This window comes from Pseudobdellovibrionaceae bacterium (assembly GCA_020635075.1).
Lineage (GTDB): Bacteria > Bdellovibrionota > Bdellovibrionia > Bdellovibrionales > UBA1609 > JADZEO01.
Window position 1 is genome coordinate 373,686 of sequence record JACKAM010000002.1, and the last position, 20,074, is coordinate 393,759.

At 49.9% G+C, this 20,074-nt stretch carries 13 protein-coding genes; 3 read left to right on the top strand and 10 right to left on the bottom strand.

Features of this window, described 5'->3' with window-relative positions; translation table 11 throughout:
- Positions 1–27: 27 nt before the first annotated feature.
- The 3 genes from H6624_11430 to H6624_11440 all read right to left on the bottom strand — a co-directional run bounded on the left by H6624_11430 (position 28) and on the right by H6624_11440 (position 7,862).
- On the bottom strand, positions 28–810 hold the full coding sequence (locus H6624_11430; GenBank protein MCB9084950.1) for a hypothetical protein: 783 nt from the start codon (positions 808–810) through the stop codon (positions 28–30).
- Positions 794–6,799 carry a PKD domain-containing protein gene (locus tag H6624_11435; protein ID MCB9084951.1) on the bottom strand — a complete coding sequence of 2,002 codons (6,006 nt, stop codon included), beginning with the start codon at positions 6,797–6,799 and terminating at the stop codon, positions 794–796. The genes H6624_11430 and H6624_11435 overlap by 17 nt, the downstream gene beginning before the upstream one ends.
- Before the next feature lie 745 nt (positions 6,800–7,544).
- On the bottom strand, positions 7,545–7,862 hold the full coding sequence (locus H6624_11440; protein MCB9084952.1) for a four helix bundle protein: 318 nt from the start codon (positions 7,860–7,862) through the stop codon (positions 7,545–7,547).
- A gap of 543 nt (positions 7,863–8,405) precedes the next feature.
- On the opposite strand from H6624_11440, the gene H6624_11445 reads away from it, so the two are divergent.
- Positions 8,406–9,797, top strand: a complete 1,392-nt coding sequence (locus H6624_11445; GenBank protein MCB9084953.1) for an HNH endonuclease — start codon at positions 8,406–8,408, stop codon at positions 9,795–9,797.
- A gap of 276 nt (positions 9,798–10,073) precedes the next feature.
- On the opposite strand, the gene H6624_11450 is transcribed toward H6624_11445, so the two are convergent.
- The 4 genes from H6624_11450 to H6624_11465 are packed head-to-tail and all read right to left on the bottom strand — an operon-like array spanning position 10,074 to position 13,673.
- Positions 10,074–10,265: a hypothetical protein gene (locus tag H6624_11450; protein ID MCB9084954.1), complete on the bottom strand. Its 192-nt coding sequence runs from the start codon at positions 10,263–10,265 to the stop codon at positions 10,074–10,076.
- A gap of 32 nt (positions 10,266–10,297) precedes the next feature.
- Complete coding sequence (locus H6624_11455; GenBank protein ID MCB9084955.1) at positions 10,298–11,026, bottom strand: alpha/beta fold hydrolase; 729 nt, start codon at positions 11,024–11,026, stop codon at positions 10,298–10,300.
- Positions 11,026–12,600: a 2-succinyl-5-enolpyruvyl-6-hydroxy-3-cyclohexene-1-carboxylic-acid synthase gene (gene menD / locus H6624_11460; protein ID MCB9084956.1), complete on the bottom strand. Its 1,575-nt coding sequence runs from the start codon at positions 12,598–12,600 to the stop codon at positions 11,026–11,028. The genes H6624_11455 and menD overlap by 1 nt, the downstream gene beginning before the upstream one ends.
- Positions 12,597–13,673, bottom strand: a complete 1,077-nt coding sequence (locus H6624_11465) for a chorismate-binding protein (protein ID MCB9084957.1) — start codon at positions 13,671–13,673, stop codon at positions 12,597–12,599. The genes menD and H6624_11465 overlap by 4 nt, the downstream gene beginning before the upstream one ends.
- A 139-nt stretch (positions 13,674–13,812) precedes the next feature.
- Between H6624_11465 and aroF the strand changes: the two genes are divergently transcribed.
- Positions 13,813–14,616 (top strand): 3-deoxy-7-phosphoheptulonate synthase, encoded by an 804-nt coding sequence (aroF, locus tag H6624_11470; protein MCB9084958.1) that lies wholly within the window; start codon positions 13,813–13,815, stop codon positions 14,614–14,616.
- Between the two features lie 3 nt (positions 14,617–14,619).
- Positions 14,620–15,339: a bifunctional demethylmenaquinone methyltransferase/2-methoxy-6-polyprenyl-1,4-benzoquinol methylase UbiE gene (gene ubiE / locus H6624_11475; GenBank protein MCB9084959.1), complete on the top strand. Its 720-nt coding sequence runs from the start codon at positions 14,620–14,622 to the stop codon at positions 15,337–15,339.
- Here the strand turns inward: ubiE and H6624_11480 are convergent.
- The 3 genes from H6624_11480 to H6624_11490 form a co-directional block, all read right to left on the bottom strand.
- Positions 15,336–16,865: a response regulator gene (locus H6624_11480; protein ID MCB9084960.1), complete on the bottom strand. Its 1,530-nt coding sequence runs from the start codon at positions 16,863–16,865 to the stop codon at positions 15,336–15,338. The genes ubiE and H6624_11480 overlap by 4 nt on opposite strands.
- Before the next feature lie 229 nt (positions 16,866–17,094).
- Positions 17,095–18,894, bottom strand: a complete 1,800-nt coding sequence (locus tag H6624_11485) for a hypothetical protein (protein ID MCB9084961.1) — start codon at positions 18,892–18,894, stop codon at positions 17,095–17,097.
- Entirely contained in the window at positions 18,891–20,072 is a 1,182-nt protein-coding gene (locus tag H6624_11490; GenBank protein MCB9084962.1) for a 3-phosphoshikimate 1-carboxyvinyltransferase, read from the bottom strand. Before H6624_11490 ends, H6624_11485 begins: the two co-directional genes overlap by 4 nt.
- Between the last annotated feature and the right edge of the window lie 2 nt (positions 20,073–20,074).

The window sequence follows — 20,074 nt, forward strand, 5'->3', positions numbered from 1 at the left end:
GTTGCGGGTGAAAGGTGACCTGCCTATCTAGTTAGATGATCCCTTTGCTGCTCCTTCACCGGCCCCGTCGCAATTAAGGCAGGGAGCCTCAGTTGCCGGCGGATCAACAATGTCCGGGGGAGTATGAGCACATGCAGTCGAGGTAAACTCGAGAAGGGGGGCACCTTTTTCATCAAAATTCACCACCTTGCCTGCTGGTATCGTCAATCCAGCAATTGTCAGCTCTTTCTCGGCCTGGATACATACAATCGGCGGGAATCCCGCTATTAGCCTTTCACGATGACGACGAAAGTAGACTTTCGTGGACTTTGGGAGAGTTAAGTCATTAACTCTAAGTTCTGAAACCAAGCTTATCGACCTTGGTAGACCCGTATCAATATCGAAGGTTCCCACCCAAATATCAATTCCTCGCCATTTTGCTGGCCCACCTGAAAAATGAACCTGTGGACCTCCCCACCCTCCTCCTAGGCCGGTAACTACCGTCCCCCTTTTCCCATGCAAATCGTAAAATCGGAAGTCTTTATTAATCTTAAGCTCAAATTCAAACCGAGGTACGGCGAAACCGCTCTCAGGATCAGGATCCAAATACTCACTGATAACCAATTTATAATCACCTTGTTTTAACTTATCAAATCCAGGCACTCCCATCAGATAATCGATACTTTTTCTTTGACCAGAAGTCCATGAGGTCTCCTTAGATCCTGAAGGAAGCGTCGCAAGTTGGCCCAAAGCTTCTAAGCCACTGAATGCAAGCACAACAAACAGTGCTCCAATTGTAACCACGTAGAGCCTCCTATCTTTCCATGGCATGCAGGTGGAAATGCGTTAGATGAGTCGCTGTGGGATCAAACCACACGTTTGTTTCCGACAAATCACAAGATGTCGGATTAATCTGACAGGAGGTATATGACTGTGGACCGACAGTAAACTTGCCTATTTTACAATTCAGATCCTCCGAACAAGTTCCAATCGCTTCCATCCTCCCATCAGTGGTCTTTTCGAGAAGAGGGAAATTGTCCACTTTGCCATCAAATAACAACTTCTCCTGCCATCTTTTGAAATACGAAGGATTGCCATTTGCATACACTCCCTGGGAGACTAGGACGGCGAGGGTCTTGTCCTGGAGTACGTAACTCGACAATATACTTCTTTGATTCATCGTCCAGTGTGCAAGCCTAAAATTTGCAGCTTTGCCATTGGCAAACGCCTCCTTATCTTCCGGACTAAAATTCTGAGGAGCAACACATGCAGAATAGCTGTCCTTGCATGTTAAAAGCAAAGTCGAATTACCCGATGCATTCACCCATTGGAGGAATCTCCTCGCCAGAGGAAGATCTACTAATCTTTCCTGCGCATCATTGGCATCATAATAATCAGGAAAGCCATTTGGATATGCTGATGTTTGCTGACAACTGCTCTTCCTTGCAAGGTGAAGATCGGCATTATCACACGTTAAATCAACATGATAACGAAAGTCCAAATGTAGCCCATTTTTGTGGGAATCATGAGCCGGAATTTTCCCGCCAAAAGGTAATGAAGCATCATTACAATAGGCCGTATGAGGATCATAGAATTTCACAGCCCTGACTATATCAATTATCGGCCTCCGGGCAAATATGGACACATTGTTTCCATACTTCCGATCACAGACACCAGGAACAAAATTAAAGGCCTTGGCAGGAGATCTCTGATGACTGGCCTTTAGAATAAAAGGATTGAGGTTAAAACTGGCTTTAAACTGAGCTCGTTGAGCTGTTGGAGTGATCAGGATCTGGTCCGTCAGAGGATCATAGACCTCCACGAAAAAATTGATTGCGAACTTGTCAGGTTGGTTCAAGGGCGCCCAGTTCAAATGCTCGGTGAGGTTTTTGACATCGACCTCAATCCGGACTTTCGTCTCGCTCCTCTTTGTTTGGCTGGGAATTTCCTCCAAGATCCTGAAATAGTACCGACGTTGAGTCGAGGTCGAAAAACCAACGAGGCCACCCACTCCGGAGACCCTAAAGCGTTGGTTGTCTCCGACAGACAGCGTGACAGTGTATTCGGGCCTCCAAGTTCCGCCGTGGTTCTCATAAAGGTTGTAGTGGGTCGATTCATCCACATCCACTGGAAACATTCCGGTTGCATAGGCGAGACTTCGCTTTGAATCCTCCACTGGTGTGTACACTGGAGTGGGAGGTGTCGTGGTGGCGGCCATTATCGTGTTTTGCGCCGATGCAGTGACGACAACCGGAGTTGTTTCCCCAATTCCATCTTCGACAGATTTGATTTCTGGATAGGGTCCGGTAGGCCAAGAGATATGGCAGCTCATTCGGTGTGGCAATGCCTCCCAATAATGGAACCAGTCCGTCGAAAGGCTTACATATGGCCTAGGATCAAAGTTATCATTTGGATCCAAATCTACAAGATGAAGATCTTTCGGAATTTTCACTCGCCAAGTCCAGTTGAGACCCCAATCAATCACATTTTGACCTGCCTCCCCAGCTGGAGGGAACTTCACATAATCTGCCATTTCTTCGTCACTTGAAATCCCTAGGCGGGCCCTGACATTGGCGGCACTATCATAAATGGTCTTAGTAATGGTTTCCCGCTTCACCGGATCCCAGAAATTGACCCTGATAGGGAATACTCTGGCATCGTTACCTCTGATGGTATTGATATCCACATTTCTCCAGTACCATTGTTTGGCGTGGGTTGCGGGATCATAGTTGGGAGGGCGACACCAAAGAGCCTTACTACGCTCATACCACTGCAAGTAGGGAATATAGCCAGATAAGGATTGAAAATTACAGTTGACGATGACTTCTTCAGCAAAAGGCGGAATCTTTTTGGCATCCGTGTAACTTGGCTTAGTTGGGTCTGTCGAGACGTAGTGGTCATGATTCAAGTATGGATTACTGTGGGGCCCCACTTGGTGAATGATACCATCGCCAGGATAAACTCGGCTTTGACAAATGTCCGTCATATTGGTGTTCATGTATTCTGGCCCAGTGATAGACTGTATGGGGAAATCAACCGTCGGCGGAATATCGAAACCTTGGACAAGCCCCACGTTAGCCGATTTGACGGCAGTTGACCCTCGGACAACCTCTAGGACCTGATCAAAGGAGCTTGGTCGATATTCCGGCAGGGAGAACGAAAAGCTCGGCTGCCTTGAATCCAGTGCCGCAAACGAAGTTTCCTGAGCCCCGACCTTCTGCGCCAGTTGACTCACCTCGTTACCTGGTTGATTGAAATCAATAAAGGCATAGGTACCAGGCTCTAAGTCCGCCAACTTCTCCATAGGGCCGGTCGATGGCGACGTGGTTTCAACCAGGTACTTTCCTGCTGGTAGATCCTCAAAAGAAACATTTCCAGAGACCTCGTGGCGACTCCGAACAATGGAAGTACCAAGGGCGCGAACCAGAACCTCCCGGGCATCGGGGGGTAAACCAACCGTGATTCCAGAACTTCCAACATAGTGTGGTTCTGTGGCGCCAACTACGGGAGTTCCATCAACGGCATTAGACCCATGGATTTCAAACCAATAGGTATCGGTCAAATTATCAAGTTTTGAAAGAAATTGTTGGGTATCGACAACAATCTCAGTGCCATCAATTTCAATAATATCGGTCAAATCAAGCGGAATCGGTTTTCCCATTGGCGACCAGTGAACAAATAAAATTGGCTCTTGGCTTGATGAGGGCTCAGGAAAACTCAGAGCCACTCCGTGATTGTTTCGCAGCCTGAAAGTTGGCTTTGAAGTGGGAATCACATTACCTATCGAATCCCCAACGCGGAAACAGGTTGAATGATGTGCCATAAATGAACAGTCGACATCGTTGACGGCAACCACGACGGCCAAAGAAGCCGTGTCTGACTTTCCAGATGGACTGGTCATAGTAAGATCTACTTGGAACACTCCCTCGGTCTCAAAGACATGTTGACCATTTCTCAGCATACTGCTGGTTCCATCCCCAAAATCCCAGTGGGCCTGAGTGCCGTCGTCATACATCACTGAGTCATCTGATGAAAACTCGATGATTGCCGGAATTGAATCGATATTAAGAACCTGCCCTTTGGCGAATTCTGGTCGCGGGTACTTTTTGGAGTCAATGATCGTGGGGTTTGATACTGGAAAGGGTTCTGGTAAGACATCAACGACTTTTTCAGCCAGATACACTGCCCCTGATGAATCAGTCACCTCTAGTCTTACCGTCTTGGACCCTGGCACAGAAAAAATATGAGACGAAATTTCTCCTAAACCAGATCCACCGTCCCCGAAACTCCATTGATATGCCAGTGGCAGGCCTGTCGGGTTGTAAGTCGGAACTGCTGAAAAGGTTGTGGTCAGTCCTGTGTACACAGCTTGAGGTGATGAAATGAAGTTAGGGACGATATCACCACCAGGCGGGTTGGGGTCCAAGACTGTGACTACTAAAAATGAGCTTGCGGTTTTCCCGTGATTGTCCGTGACCGTAAGCACAATCGAATGTGCCCCGGGTTGGTCAAATGTATCGACGTAATAGGGACCAGTCCATACATGGCCATTTGAGTTGTCCCATCTATACTCAATTATTTCTCCATCGGGATCGTAGGAATTATAGGCGTCGACTTCGACTCGCAAAGGGGCTGTCCCCGTCGTAGGAGTTAGAGCCACAATTTCTGCAACGGGAGGCTGATTATCTAGTGGTGGTGGCGCACTGAGAACGCGGATCTCGGCTGTGTGGGTCGCGTAATTTCCTGCTTGGTCAATAACTGTGAGGCTAGGAAAATACTGGCCAGGCTCTTGGTAGGTGTGGCTTTCATAGGGGCCACTGATTGATTTCTGTCCGTCTCCCCAGCTCCAAATCCAAGTTGTCACCTGATCGTCGCTGTCCCAGGTGTAACTGCCATTAAAACTGACTTCTACCGGAGCTTGGCCTACAAGCGGTGTGGCAATAAAAAGTGGCAGAGGTGGTGTCCCCGAATAGACATTGATTTCAGTTTCAAGCCGAGTGGTGAGATTTTCTGGATTTGTGAGTGAAAGAGTGATTTTGTAAAGGCCACTTTTCGCGTAAGTATGGCTTATGCTGTGAAGGTCTGATCCAATGCCTGTTAAAACTGTACCGTCTCCCAGATCCCATTTTAGATTAAAATCGGCAATTTGATTAAGATCAAAGGTATCAAGCCAGATTTGAATCTCTTCATTGACCGATGGCGAGTAATTGTCGAGGGCAATCGCTACGGGTAGATCGGCTGATGTGTGCTGGACATTGACGGTCTTTTTCGTCAAATACCTTTGACCCAAGACATCAAAGGCTGAGAGCTGAACTTCGTAGGGACCGGGGCCTGGGTAGGTGTGGCTTTGGTTTCGGCCTCTGGCGTAACTGTTGTCTCCGTAAAACCAGTGGAAATTGTGATACTCAATCGGAGCTGTTGTAAGGCCAACTGAGTTATCAAACCACAACTCTAGAGGATCTGAAGGGTTGGCTTGAGCCAAAAAATCTACTTTTGCAGGGTCACCTGAAAGAACGTGGACCGTAAAGTGCTCAACTGAGGACTTTCCTTGAGCGTCCCTGACGGTGAGTCTTCCGTAATAAGATCCTGGGTAGTTAAAGGTGTGGCTTGTCATTGCCCCTTGAGTGAAATCAATCGGATCATGGTCATCCCCAAAGGTCCATTCGACTTGGGAGATCGAATCACCTGAGTCGATGTCAAATGACTGAGAGGCGTCGAGTTGAACTGTAAATGGACTTTGCCCCAACAACCCCGATGAAATCAAAACAGGTGTGGGAGGTACATTGGCATCAGTCTCGCCCACGACGATCTGAGTTGTCACTTCCCGCCGGGCCAAGAACTGATCTCGAAGCCTGAGCCTGACAGTGTAGGTTCCAGGCTGTGAATAGGTATGGCTCACAACTGCTTGATCAGTACCAATCACTTCAGGTGAATTATCCCCAAACCGCCAACGATAACGGATTTCATCGTTTTCTGGGTCAAAGCTCTCTGAGGCATCAAATGTCACGGTCAAGGGGGCTGGGCCACTGGCTTGATTAACCGAAATATGAGGCACTGGGGGCTGATTGGGCACAATTTCAATTTGTCTTGAAGTCGAAGTTGAAAGCCCTGAGTCGTCAGTAATGGTGAGAGTGACCTGATAAACTCCGGTGTTTTGATAATAGTGCTCCACACTGGCATATAGGTCCGTTTCATGAGGGTAGAGAGTCAGGATTTTACCTATGCCAAAATCCCAGGTGTAGCTCACTATCTGACCCCCATCCTGGTCTTCAGCTGGCATCAAAGTGAAAAACAACGCCTTGGTCGGCACGTGATCCGTTGTCGTAACAAAAAAGATTCCGCCTCCATCAGTAGGAGGCTTTGGTTTTGGCAGCACAGTATACTCAATGGGAACCGAGGTCTGAGCGCCATCGTCGTCAGTTGCGGTTACTGTCACCACATAAACCCCTGCCACTTGCCACGAGTGCTCGGCTACAAAGCCAGTACTTGAGGTATTGTCCCCCCAGTCAAAATGCACCTCGGTTACCAAACCATCTGGATCGGTTGAGGCCATGGCATCAAAGAGCACCACTTCATCTTCAAGGGGCTGATCGGTACTCCAGGTCAAATTCAAAATAGGTGGCTGATTGGAGTCTTCACCGTAAATGCTCACTTTAACGAAGGAACCGGGAAAGCCTTTAAGCTTTAAAGACAGTGTTGATGTGTCTTCAGTGAGGTCAATCGGTATTCGAACTTCCTGGGTGCCGATGTTGAGGCTACCCGGAGTTAGGATCAAATTTTGATTGAGCCACACATGACCGGCATGAACGCGAGTAAACAAAGTCTTAAAGGCTGCAAGGCCATGTTTGATCCGGCAAACAAACGAAACAAAGCTTCGCTCTTTTGGACAAACTCCTAAATCAACAGGAAGACCGTTTTCAATAACAAGGAGATACCCCCCCCCTAGCTAGATCAAGACTTTGCGTTTGAACGTGAGGCTTAAAGATGCGGCCATGGAAAGTCTCGGGGCCCCAGACGAGATCGAGTTCTTCAGATGAATTTTGATTGTTCGAATCACTTGGTGGTTGAACGACCGACGGACCATGCTTAAACCAGTGGCCCATCTTGGCGTAGGAAACTTCCGGGGCAAGGAACCCAAAAGCCAAGAGCACAAAAAAGGCTCTGAAGGTAATTGAAGTAACAACAAACCACCAACTACTGCTACGACCGCAAGCTCTCTCAACTCCAAACGCCATGACTTCTCCCTTTTTATCCCGTCAACGTGCCACTTTTAAACACGGGAAGTCGTTCTTATTTTGTGAAGACTTGATTCTAACCTAACAATCCTTGTTGACCTATCACCCGGCAAAACGAGGGTCGTGCAAATCAAGGACTTAGAGGCCAAAACCAGAGAGGGGGAAACCGAGCAAATCCGCATTGGCTCAGGCTTTGAGGGGAAAATAAGGATTATTCACAAGAGTGTTTCAGATTTAGAAGGTACGCCCGGGCCTTCGCTCGGGGCCTCGACTCAACTTTGATTAAGATCAATCCCTTCTCGAAACGCTTTCTCAAGCAATTTACCCTCGCTAGGTCGCGAGGGTAAGCTTATAGATCGAGGCCCCTAGATGATCGGCAAGATCTAAGAGCTTGAGGTCTTCGATTCCTTCAATTCTCAATATCGCCTGACATTCGCGCAGAGAACCAAGGGCAATAGAGTAAAACCGCCTTTTGTCCTTTGGACTTGGCTTGCCACTCCCCTCGGCAAGATTCAGCGCCACGGATGAAGACGCCCGGAGCATCTGATCCCGCAAATGAATCGGCAGCTTCAACAGCTTCACTTGCTGACAAAATTCCACTGCCAAATCTAAGGTCCTAAATCTGTATTCGTGTTTTTTCTGTGTCATTTTAACTTCCTTTGTAAAGTGTGTTGGCCATCACCCCAAGGTGGGCCAACCACTGCCACAAAGGAAAACGGATCACGGTACGGATACGGGAACTGTCGCCGAAACGCTAACAGGTTACGGTTTACTGGTTACGGAAAAAGGGGACCAACGAACGCAACAAAGGAGGAATTTCCGTTTGCGTAACCCGTTACCCGGAACCAGTAAACGTGACAGTGACAGTGACAGTTACGGATACCGAAACCGTCACGACAACGTTTACGGGTTACCGATCACGGATTACGGTTCTTGGTTAACGAGAAAAAATTCCGTTCGTTTCAAAAATATTTTAAACACTACTATTGACGCCTTTTTCGTCGTCGTTAAACGCCCAATATTCGCTTTAACTCGCAAATTTGGTTTTCCTCTCTCGCTCTCACTAAAAACCTACCAACGCCTTTCCTGGTGCGCCTCCCAGGCGACTTGATCTACGTTAGGCAGCTCGCCAAACTAGGCGCTATAAAACCCATGCTATACATCCATTACTCGTTTCGAGGGGGATTTAACATGAATGATCACATGAATTTCGAAGACCATCTGCCAGTCAAGATCCGCAACATTCACCAGCAAGCCCTGCAGGCCTCGGCCAGATATAAAACGGCTGAAATTGACCTCATCAACATATTAGACCAAGTAGAGCAAAACCGGGTTTACCTTCGCTATGGTTACAACTCTCTTTTTCAATATGGGGTCCAATGCCTGGGGCTCTCGGACGGCGTGGTCTATGCTCTGATTGCTGTGACCCGCAAATCTCGCGAGGTTCCGGAACTGAAGGAAGAAATCAAAGAGGGTAGACTTACGGTTTCAAAGGCCAAACGAATTACTTCGGTGATCAACAATGAAAACAAAACCCAATGGCTTGAGTTAGCCAAAACCTCAACTCAATCCAAAGTGGAGCGGGAAGTGGCAAAGGCAAACCCTCAAGAGGCTCGCAAGGGGAAGATGACCTATGTCCACCCGCAAAATGAGATTCAGGAGAAGGTGGCCATCCAGCAACAACCGACAGCTGTTCGGGTGCAACTTCAAGTGGGGATCTCGGAAAGACTGATGATTAAGATTCGCCGGGCTCAGGACCTCATGAGTCAGAAGGCCCAAAAGCCAGCCAACTTGGAAGCAACATTGGAATCCATAGTCGACTTGTTTTTGGCAAAGCATGATCCGCTGAAGAAAGCGGAACGGCAAATGATTCGCGGAAAGCTCTCCCGTGAGAATCAGTCTACATCTGCTCCAATCCCCGATAACCAAGGATCGCCTGAAATATCAGTGACAGAAGCAAAACCTGAACTCTCCTTGAGGAGAGCTGGCGAAGTGGCTGCGTCAAAGGAAACTCCTGACAGGGAAATCTATCGAGATGGTAAACCTACCACTAAAAAACCGGCTCACCTAACTGTCGATCAGCTGAACAATGACTCCCCTTTGTCCGATAGTCGGTCCGATTGCCGAGCCATTTCCGGAAATCCGAATCCTCGCCGTCGCGCTGGGCGTATCCGAACTGCGGCGGCAAAGCTGACGCAGTCCGAAGACGCGCCTGCGGCCGATAAGGCGTGTGAGGATTTGCGGAGAATGGTCGGCAATGGACTGAATCACCTGATAAAGGTTTCTGCGAATCAACAATTAGGTGGGCCAGTTAATACAAATAGAACTAAAACGACGGGGAGAAAGCGAAAACCACTTCCAGCCGCCACTAAACACCGGGTGATGCTGAAATTTGCCGGCCAATGTAGTCATGAAAACCACCAGGGAGAAAGATGTCGGGAGACTAAGTTTCTGGAGATCCATCATCTGAAACCCATTGCTCTTGGCGGAGGTGACCACCTTGAAAATCTGACCCTGCTTTGCTCGGGACATCATCGCGCCCAACATCTTTCTGGCACATCGACCCTATCCTTACCCGGCTAGGTGGCAAGGGTGAGTTTGCTTTTTCCGTAACCGGTGCTCCGTAACCTGTAAACGTTTCCGGGACGGTTTCCGAATCCGGGCGGTGATCCGTTTTCCGGTAAGAAAATGTAAACTATGTCTCCGGTATATTCTGTAAACTATGTACCCGGTATGTACCCCGGTATGTACCGAAAACCACTAACGGTACCGGAAACTGGCACGGCAACGCTTACGGGTTACAGATCACGGGTTACGGAGAATTAACTCCCTGCTTCCACGAATAGGACCTGGAACCTTTTAGGATTCGAGTTGGGCGAGGATCTCTTTGACCGATCCTTTGATGGCGAATTTGAAGCCGGCGACGAAGAGTTTTACATGACCTTCAACTCGGCTGCTGGCGGGGGACTCTTCCAGAACATCAACGGATTCTTTGCGAACCACGATGGTGGTGTTATCCGTTGTTTTGAGCTCGATGTACTTTTTGCTCATAACCGCCCCTCCTTGCTGCTGATTCTTCTATGTTACGCGTGAAAAAAGCTAGAGACAACTTTTGCCAGTTGGTTGGGCTGGTCCAGGTGGACCCGGTGTCCTGCACCTGGAACGAAGGCCAGGTGTTGGATCACCTTTTGTGCCTTCAAGACCTCATAGAGCTGGACGTACTTCCTGTCCTTTTGGCCCGCCACCCATAAAACAGGGACTGGCAAACTCCTGAGCTGGGATTCAGTAAACCCATGTCGCGTGGGCGACCATTCAACTAAGGCCTGAGCTAACAATTGGCGGGTTTGTTCGTTCTCAGCCAATTGGGAATTGGTCGTCGAGTTTTGTAGGACTTGGTTTTGATTCCACTCTTGCCAGAGCTGATCCCAGGGCAAAGATTGAAACTTCTCAGCCCAGGTCGATTCCCAGAACTGACGACTCCGAATCTCTTCCTCTTCATTGATCCCCGGATGTGAAGAAATCAGAACGGCAGAAGAAAACAACTCTGGATGGCGGCAAAGAGCATGAAGGAGCAAGCGACCACCAAGCGAGTAACCAATGGCCCTGACCGGCTTTCCTTGTCCACGATCTTTGATCTCTTTGACAAAGTGATGGGTCCAAGTCGCGATATTGTTTACAGGAGAAAGGGGCCCGGGGAAAAACAAGTCCGGAAGCCAAACCGAGTCGGGGGATGTTTCTGTCACAACCGATTCGAACAAGGGGCGCAAATCCCCGCCTTGTCCCCCAAAGCCGTGAAGACCCACCCAAAACATCAGTGGTCCTTCCACATTTGTTCGTACTGTTGCCAGAATCTTTGTGTGGCTTCATCATTGGGGCGAATCTCAATGATCACTTGCTTGGCCAGCTCAGGAAGTTTTTCCGGCACCCGCCGCCACAAGTGGTAATCGAGACCCCACATTTCAGCAAAAGACTCAAAACTCAAGCTATGTTGATTTTCGAACAGTGGATCAGCAAACAGCCGGCGAAAAATCTGCCCACCCCGATTGTTAATCACCACGATGCGAATCTTGTGTTGCTGACAAAACCTCAAGGCCCAAGGAGCATTGAGGTCATACAAGGCTGACAAATCACCCAGGATCAACCAATTCTCCTGGTCTGCTGTCGCACTACCAAGAAATGTGGCAATCAACCCGTCAATGCCATTGGCCCCACGATTGGCCATGGGGACATGATCACTCCCCGATACCCCTGCCACCAAATCCCACTCACGAATCGGCAGACTATTACCCAAGAAGACATGACTGCCTGAGGGAATCATTCTCGCTAATTCGTAAAATACCGCGGGCTCTGAGTGAGGGTCGGTCTCTAGCAGCTTCTTCAGACGATCCCTCTGAGCCTGCTGGCAATCGAGCCACTTACTCTGATCTTGCGAGAAGCCCTGAATCAACTCTAAAGCTGCAAGAGGAAGCGGTTCGACCTTAATCCGCGCCAAGCCCGAAAAGGAACGCTGACTAAAAGAGAGCACTGGCCAATGACCGAGTTTTGATTCCAAATCCCGCCACAAGCGGGTGGTGGGGATTCCTCCAATACGAATCACTCCATCAAACTCATTCATAAACGAGGAGCTTTTAAATACCCCTTCGCCCAAATTCAGTCGCCAGGGCTTTAATTCGCTTCGTCCATAAAGCCCTGAGCTCGCCTCAAGATAAACGGGTCGTTTCCACTCTAAGACTTTTTTTATCACCAGTTCTCTTTTGTTGGTGGGAAGTTCACTCACCACGATGAGAGGTTTTTGGCAGTTCTGCAAAAACTCTTGGACCCTATCCTGGCTAAGAGCCACGCGATCTTGAACAAAGTCGCTTTCAGCTCCCGGCCGAGGAACAATAGTCCACATCCCCAACTCCCCGTCTATCAGTGGTTCATCAAAGCTGACATTGATATGGGTGGGAGCATGATCGGCCAAAGTGATTTCTCCGGGTTCCTCCCCCAAGAAATCAAACTCATTTTGAACGTAGGTCGAAAAAATCCCCACCTGCTCAATGGCCTGAGGGGCTCCCGTCCCGCGGTAATTTGGCGGTCGATCGGCTGTGACCAACACCAGAGGAAGTCCCGAGTACCAAGCTTCAATAGTGGCCGGTAGAAGTTCGGCCGCCGCTGTTCCAGAAGTGGTGACCACCGCCACCGGACAATTCGTCCGGCGAATGCGACCGAGAGCAAAAAAGGCGGCGGCTCTCTCATCAAAAAAGGGCAACACCTGAAGGCCTGAACAAACAGACAGTGCTTTGACCAGCGGGGCATTGCGAGCACCTGCACACAAAAGAACCTCGGCCACTCCTTGATGAGCGAGCTGAGTTAATAGCTTTTGGGCACCCAACATCTGCTTCATAGACCAAGTGACTCCAGCACAAATTGCTTTTTTAATTCTAACTCACGCCACTCAGCCTCGGCCTGACTTTGCGCCACCACCCCACAGCCAACGGGAAGTAAACTTCCCTGTTTTGACCACTGAAGATTGCGAATGGCGACCAAACACCAAGAATTGCCCTCGGGGTCACTCACTCCAAAGGGTGCACCAAAACGTGGGGCCTGACGAGTGCGGTTTTTCCTCAACCACTGCAATCCCGCTTGGCGGGGATAGGCTCCAAGGGCCGGCGTCGGATGCAGAAGTCGAACACAGTCTTCGAAGTTGGGAACATGGGAAGACTTTAACTCTACAAATAAATCAGTTTTTAAGTGAGTCAGAGTTCCTAAATTGAGTTCATCCGTGTTGCCCATATTCACTGTTCCCAGCTCACTCAGTCGTTGATGCAAGTCTTCAACGACAATCTGATGCTCAGCTCTCTCTTTTTTGTCGGCAAGAAGCTCCCCTGCAGGGAAGCCACTCCGGCGCGTGCCCGCCAAAGCCATGGTCTGCAATTGACTCCCTGATAACTGAAACAACAGCTCGGGGGTCAGACCAATCATGCCTTCTGATGGGGTCCAAAACCCAAAGGTGTGCAGAGCCGGGTGAGCCCGCTCCACCGATTGAGCGCGAAGGATCAATTGGGCCACATCCTGAGAACTTGGCACCCACTCCGATTGGGCCACCACCACCGGCACGGCCTTTCTTAGTTCCCCTTGGGCAAAGAGCTGCTGAAGATCTTCAAATTGAGAGAAAAAGCTCCCCTGATTTCCCAGGTTCCAGCTCGCATTGATGCGATTTGTTAGTCCGTCAACCCCCTGCTCCTCATGACTCGCGAGGAAAAACACCTCTTCGGGGGTCCACCAAGGCTGTGGATCTTCAAGAAAGAAATCGGGCAAATAGAAGTTCCAGGCCCCAGGTTCCGGAGTGGCACCACGGGCCCTGAGCCCGCAACCAAGTAGAATTTGCCCGGACGGCAGAGAAAGGCAAAACCCTTCACTTGGGAGAATCGTCCCATCTGGCCATGTTTCCGGTAATTCGGGGCTTTTCTTTGACATCTTCTCCTCAGCCCTTTAACTCAATCTTCAAAAAGACTAGAGATGCCTGCCGCTTTGCTGTATGTTACGAGGGTTCCACGCCAGGCCCTTTAGGCTGGGTTATGCGACAAACATCTCGAATCGGCAAGCTGAGGTGACAATGACTGAGAAGGCTTCACCCGTCAAGGTGGGTCAAATTTCAATAGGCGGAAATAATGGCGGATTTGCTGTTATCGCCGGCCCCTGCTCCATTGAGTCTCAGGAGCAGATGAGCACCATTGCTGAGAGTGTGAAGTCCAATGGCGCCGTGGCTTTGCGCGGAGGCATGTTTAAGTTGCGGACTGATCCCAACTCTTTCCAGGGACTCGGCCGTGAAGCCTTTGAAATTGTTCGTAAAGTAAAGGCCTCAACGAATCTGCCCTTTTTCTGTGAAGTCACCGATCCCCGACAAATCAGCGACATGATGGAATTTGTAGACGCCTTTCAGGTCGGCTCCCGTAATATGCACAACTACGCTCTGTTGAAGGAGCTGGGACAAACGGACAAGCCTGTTCTTTTGAAGCGCGGGTTTTCTGGTTTGGTGAAAGAGTGGATCTTGGCCGCTGACTACGTCGTCAGTGGCGGCAACGACCAAGTGATTCTTTGCGAGCGGGGCATTCGCACATTTGAAACCTGCACACGAAATACTTTTGATCTCAATGCCATCGCTCATGTGAAAGAGTATTCCAGCTACCCGGTGGTGGCTGACCCTTCTCATGCGACAGGTGACAGCCGACTGGTGATTCCCATGTCTTTGGCGGCAGCTGCAGCTGGTGCCGATGGTTTAATTGTTGAAGTTCATCATCAGCCGGATCAGGCCAAGTCCGACGGCTTTCAAGCCTTAGATTTGGATCAGTTTAAAACTCTGATGATTCGTCTGGAGAAAGTTCTGACTGCTCTCGACCGTCCCCTGGCCAAGGTCTAAGTGATGACCACCCAACACCACGGCCCAGATCCCGAATTTATCAAAGGACTCTTTGGCTCTATCTCTGGCGGCTATGACCGCGCCAATGATCTGATGACTTTTGGTGTGGCCCGCTTTTGGCGCAAGCAATTGGTCAAATGGAGTGAGGCTCAGCAGGGCGACAGGGTTTTGGATTGTGCAACCGGTACGGGTGATTTGGCTTTGGCCTTTGCGGAAAAAGTCGGCCCAACCGGTCAGGTCGTCGGTTCTGACTTTTGCCCCGAGATGCTCGCCGTTGCCCCTGAAAAGGCCAGAAAACTTGGCGTGACCTGGGCCTCGTTTGAAGTGGCTGACGCTCTTGATCTTCCCTATGAAGACAATTCCTTTAATGTCACCAGCATTGCCTTTGGCATTCGTAATGTGCAAGACCCGGTTAAAGCCCTACGGGAAATGGCGCGTGTCACTCAACCCGGCGGGCGAGTGATGATTTTGGAAACCGGTGACAACCGCATGCCGGTTGTGGGCCCAATGATTCAGTTTTACTTTAAAGTGGGCGTTCCCTTTTTAGGTGGTCTGGTGACCGGCAAGAAATCGGCCTACGAGTATCTGAACAACTCGTCCAACAAGTTCCCTGGTCAGAAGAAGTTCTTGGATTTGATGAGAGCTTCTCAAGCCTTCAGCCAGGTGGAGTGCCGCTCTCTTCTCGGCGGCGCCAGTTATCTCTATAAAGGTGTTGTCGCCTAGGCGGCCAAGATTTTCCGTCTGCCGTCCATTTTCTTCTGCACAGAACTGAGCACTTCGCGAAATTGCCGACTGGTAAATGGCTTGTCGAGTTTTTCATCGACGGAAACACTTGCCTCACTGGTATCCAATGAGTCCAGAAAGCCGGAAATGACCACCACAAGGAGCTCTGGAAAGGCTCCACGGACCTGACGGATAAACTCCATTCCGTCCATGACCGGCATTTTCAAATCAGTAAAGACGATGGCCACATCAGGATGGCTGATCACTTTCTCCAGCCCCTCCTGGCCATTCTTTGCAGTAATCACCTGAAAGCCTTCTTCCTCCAGTCGTTCTTTGATCACCCGACGGACCAACTGCTCGTCATCCACGACCAGGGCCTTCACCTTGTCTTTAGAACCATCATCTTTTATCGCCGGGAACTTCATTTCAAAACAAGTTCCCTTGTCGTTTGAGTACTTAAGCTTCAAACTTCCTTTGTGAGCACGCAAAATTCCCGAGCAGACAGACAACCCCAGTCCCGTCCCTTTGCCGACAGCCTTGGTGGTAAAGAAAGGATTTAGGATACTGTCTTGAACCTCTTTAGGAATAGCCGGTCCAGTGTTCCAGATCTCGACAAGAGTGTAATCGGAGGATGGAGTCACCGTAATAGTGATCTTTCGCACTTCATAGGAGGCTTCTTCCATCGCATCCATGGCATTGTTGATCATGTTGACCACGACCTGCTCAATCTGGGTGCGGTTACCCTTGACCATCACTCCCGCAGGACATTCCACCTTAATTTCAACTCCAAGAAAGTTGGATCGATGCTGAACCAGCAATAGACCCTCGTTCATCACCCTTGCTAGATCCATTTTATCCATCTTGCCGTCAGGAGCTCGGGCGATGTTCTTCATTTGGGTGACGATTTGGGACATCCTCTCGACTGAACGATAGATGGGGTCCACCAATCGCCTGACTTCTTCCTCTGAGAGAGCATTTTTAGAAGCTTTCAGTTCGAGTAGCTCCGCCTGCCCTTGAATCACCATTAGAGGGTTATTCATTTCGTGGGCCACCGAGGCCGCAATTTTACCCAGATCAGCCAGTTTGGCCATGTGGTAAACCGACTTCAAATCCTCAGCCAGCTTTTGCTTTTCTTTGACCCCTTTCGTGTGGTCAAAAAAGGTGACCATTAACAACTCATGGCCAGCGACGACAATGCCTGAAAAGGAACAGATCACCGGAACACTTCGTCCACTCTTTCGCACAATCGATAGATCATGTTCAACCGGGGTAAAGACCTCAAACTCCAGATTGTAAAGATCGGAAATGGAATTCAGAGTCTCTTTGGCCTTACCATCAAATAGAACAGACCAAGACTGTTGAACAAGATTCTCTTCTGCCACCCCCATGAGCTCCTCAAACTGGTAGTTGGCATAGATAATCTCAAGAGTCTTGAGTTCAACCAAAACAACAGGAAGCCCCAAGCGATGGAGCCAAGGTCTGACTTCTTTGGTGATTTCCTCGTGCTTAACGTCCTGGGTGGACAATCGTGACTCCTTGAATGAACTGATGGCGCCGACTTGTTTCTGGAGATCTTATCGACATTTACCTACGGAGGTCTTAACAAAAGAGCCGTCCTCACTCAGCATGAGACAATGACAAGGCTCTAGGTTTTGATCGAAGTCATTGTTGAAGGGAATTCCACATTTAGCACCGAGGATGGGGAGGACGTGGTGTTTTAAGATGAGACATTGAGAAGCTCACAGAGTCAGCTCTTTAGAGGCCTTGGGACTGCCAAAACTTTCGCTGAAAATCGGCCTGAGTGCGAAACATGGCGACCCCCGATTCGTACTCAGCACCCACTCGTTCAGCATACTCCAATCCGGGAGAGTCCGCCGTGTAGTTGAGGTCAATCACCAGCTTGGGTTGCCATTCCCCGGGAGGCCAAACACTTGTCGCCTGGCGATTTCTGCCAACCGCCCAGATCACCACATCGGGTAAAAAACCCTCGGGTCCGGGGCCAGCTCTTTCCTCACCACTTCGCGCTGAAAAAAACCGGGCATGGGGGATCACATCCCGCAAGGCCCCCTTTGTGCCTCCTCCTCCCCAGACTGCAACGGACACACCTTCTGGAAGCCCTTGAAGTTGAACCTTAATGCCCTCCAAATCGGTGTTGTCAACCATCCACTTGTTGTCAGCTCGCAAGGCCAAGGTGTTAGCCGAGCCCAAACTCTCGGCTGAAGGGCTGCGATCATAAACCAGAGAGTGAATTTGGTTCTTCAATGGACTGGTGATGGCCGCGGCCCTGAGCCCCAACTCGCGAAGAAAATCCAAGGACTCCTGGGTCAGCTCGTCCTCATCCATTTCAATGGCCACAATCGGCATATTCCGTTCCGCAAAAAAAGCAGCCTGCTCCACGGGCGTCCAACTGTGGCGAATGGGTTTACCTATGACGGCTGCAAAGCTCTTCCAACTGTCTGGCACCGAAAGCCAATCGGAAAGTGAGGGCTGATCTGGCGCCGAGCCTCTGCCTTCCCGCCAAAACCCATAGACCATCTTTTTTCCCATCAACTGGCGGTACCACTTCCAACGGCCGTCTTTTGAACGAGGCAGAAACACCCGTCGATGGGGATCCAAAGACCACCACTGATGGCCTTCCTCCAACTCCTCAAAAGAATTCACCTCTACGGCCATCTTCAAAACACTCAGCCGCCACTTTTTTCCGACTTCAGTGAACTGCTCTAAAACGGCATCGAGGCTTTGATCACCCCGTTCGTGTTGAGAAATGATTGGGGGATCTTCTCCCTCTGGCGGCATTCCCAATTCCAGAGCCCAATCCCAAATGCCAGCTGTCGATCGAGCCAAGCTAACTTGGTTACTCAATCGCAAACTGGCAATGCGTCTTTCGTAAGGAATCACCTCACAGGCCCATTGCAATTGCTCGCCATTGATAAGATCCTCGCGCAGCTCGAACATCACATCAGGCCATTTGAGTCTCTTTTGCAGATACCAATGAGCCGCATCTTCGCTGCGGAGAAATTCCGGCATGACCGTCAAGACCCCACCGACATGGGGTGTTTCGACCTCCCAGAACAACTGGTCTCCCTGGTGCAAGAGTTCATCAAGCCCTTCCTGACGGTCAAAGATTTCATCGGCCCACTCGGCATAGCGCTGATCCCGGTCACCGTAATGATAGTGGTACTCATCATAAGAGGACCGCATTTGCGTCAACCGCGGACGATTGCGAAAGATACGTCCAGACTCGTCACTCGGTCGGCGCAACCAAATGGTGTGAACACCTTCTGGCGGATAAGAACCATAACCAGCACCTACGGCAATAAAAGTGTCCGGCGGGTTGTCTTGGTACTTCCTCACCAAGGCCTCAAGGTGGCTCACTTCCAACTGGCGGAAAGTCTGTTCACCATCTGCGGCAAAAATCTCGGCAACAGTTTTACCCGTTGCCTGCTCAATCACCGTATCCAAATCAAAATATCTACGATCAGGTAAGGCTTCTTTCAAAGCTCTGAGCCAAGATGTCTTCCCCGTTCCCCGATGTCCGACGATCAAGACAATCATGGATGTACCCCAAGGCTTGTCCAAAAACCCAGGTAGCTTTTGGCGATGACGTCAGGGTTGAGAATACGAATAGGAAATCCCGCACGCAAAAAGATCGCGCCCGCCATGGCCAGGCGGTGATCCAAGTCCGTATCAAAATCAAAGGGAGTGCCTGGCTTTGCAGGTTCATCACCGACGATCATCAATCCCCCCTCGACTGTCTCCACTCTTCTTCCCGCCTTGCGAATCAACTCCACGAGTTTTTCTATGCGATTGGACTCTTTAAATACTAGCTGATCTGCCCCCCAAAGACGACTAGGCCCCTTAGCGAGAGCACAGAGAGCGGCGAGAACCGGAAATAGGTCCGGGCTGTCGTTAAGATTAATATCGATACCTCGTAGCTCAGGCGCTTCCTTAACTTTGAGAGTGCCATCAACTCGCTCCACCACGGCCCCCATTTGTTCCAGAATATGGGGAAAAATGGCGTCCGGCTGGGGGCTCTTGAGCGGGAAATCCTCAAGAGTGGCTTCACCGCTTACGGCCGCGACTGCGGCAATGGCGAAGCCTGAACTCATGTCCATCTCTACAGTATAGTGATCGATCTTCACCTGCTGTTGAGACCAGATGCGAAAATCACCTTCCCATTTTTCCAGCTCCATGCCGAAATGGCGCATCAAACCCACTGTCATCAACCAATAGGGTCTGGAGACCATGCGTGAACTCACAGAAAGATAAAGGGACTCTGGCAAGTTCCAACAATTCAACAATACTGCTGAAGCAAATTGGCTGGAACGATCGCTGGGAATATGAAGGGAATCCCCCATGGGTTTCCACCCATAGCTCCTGATTACGAGTCGGTCTTTATAAAGTTTCGCTTCCACTCCAAGTTGGCTCAAGATCCGCACGATTTCGTCCTGGGGGCGACTAAAAAGCCGTTCACTGCCCCTGAGTTCATGCTCGCCGGGTTGACGTGAGGCTCTGAGTGCCAAAAAGCGCAGCACTGCCCCGGCGTGGCCACACTCAATGGGCCGATAGCAACTTAGGCTCAGAAGACCTTCCTTCATCAGCTCCACATCCTGGCTATCCGAGTAACCGACGATGTCGAGTTCGTGCTTGGCATAACTAGCCGCCACCAAAGCTCGGTTGTAGAGAGATTTCGACGCCGGAATCTTGCCTATAAAGCTAAATGGCTGAGTCACAT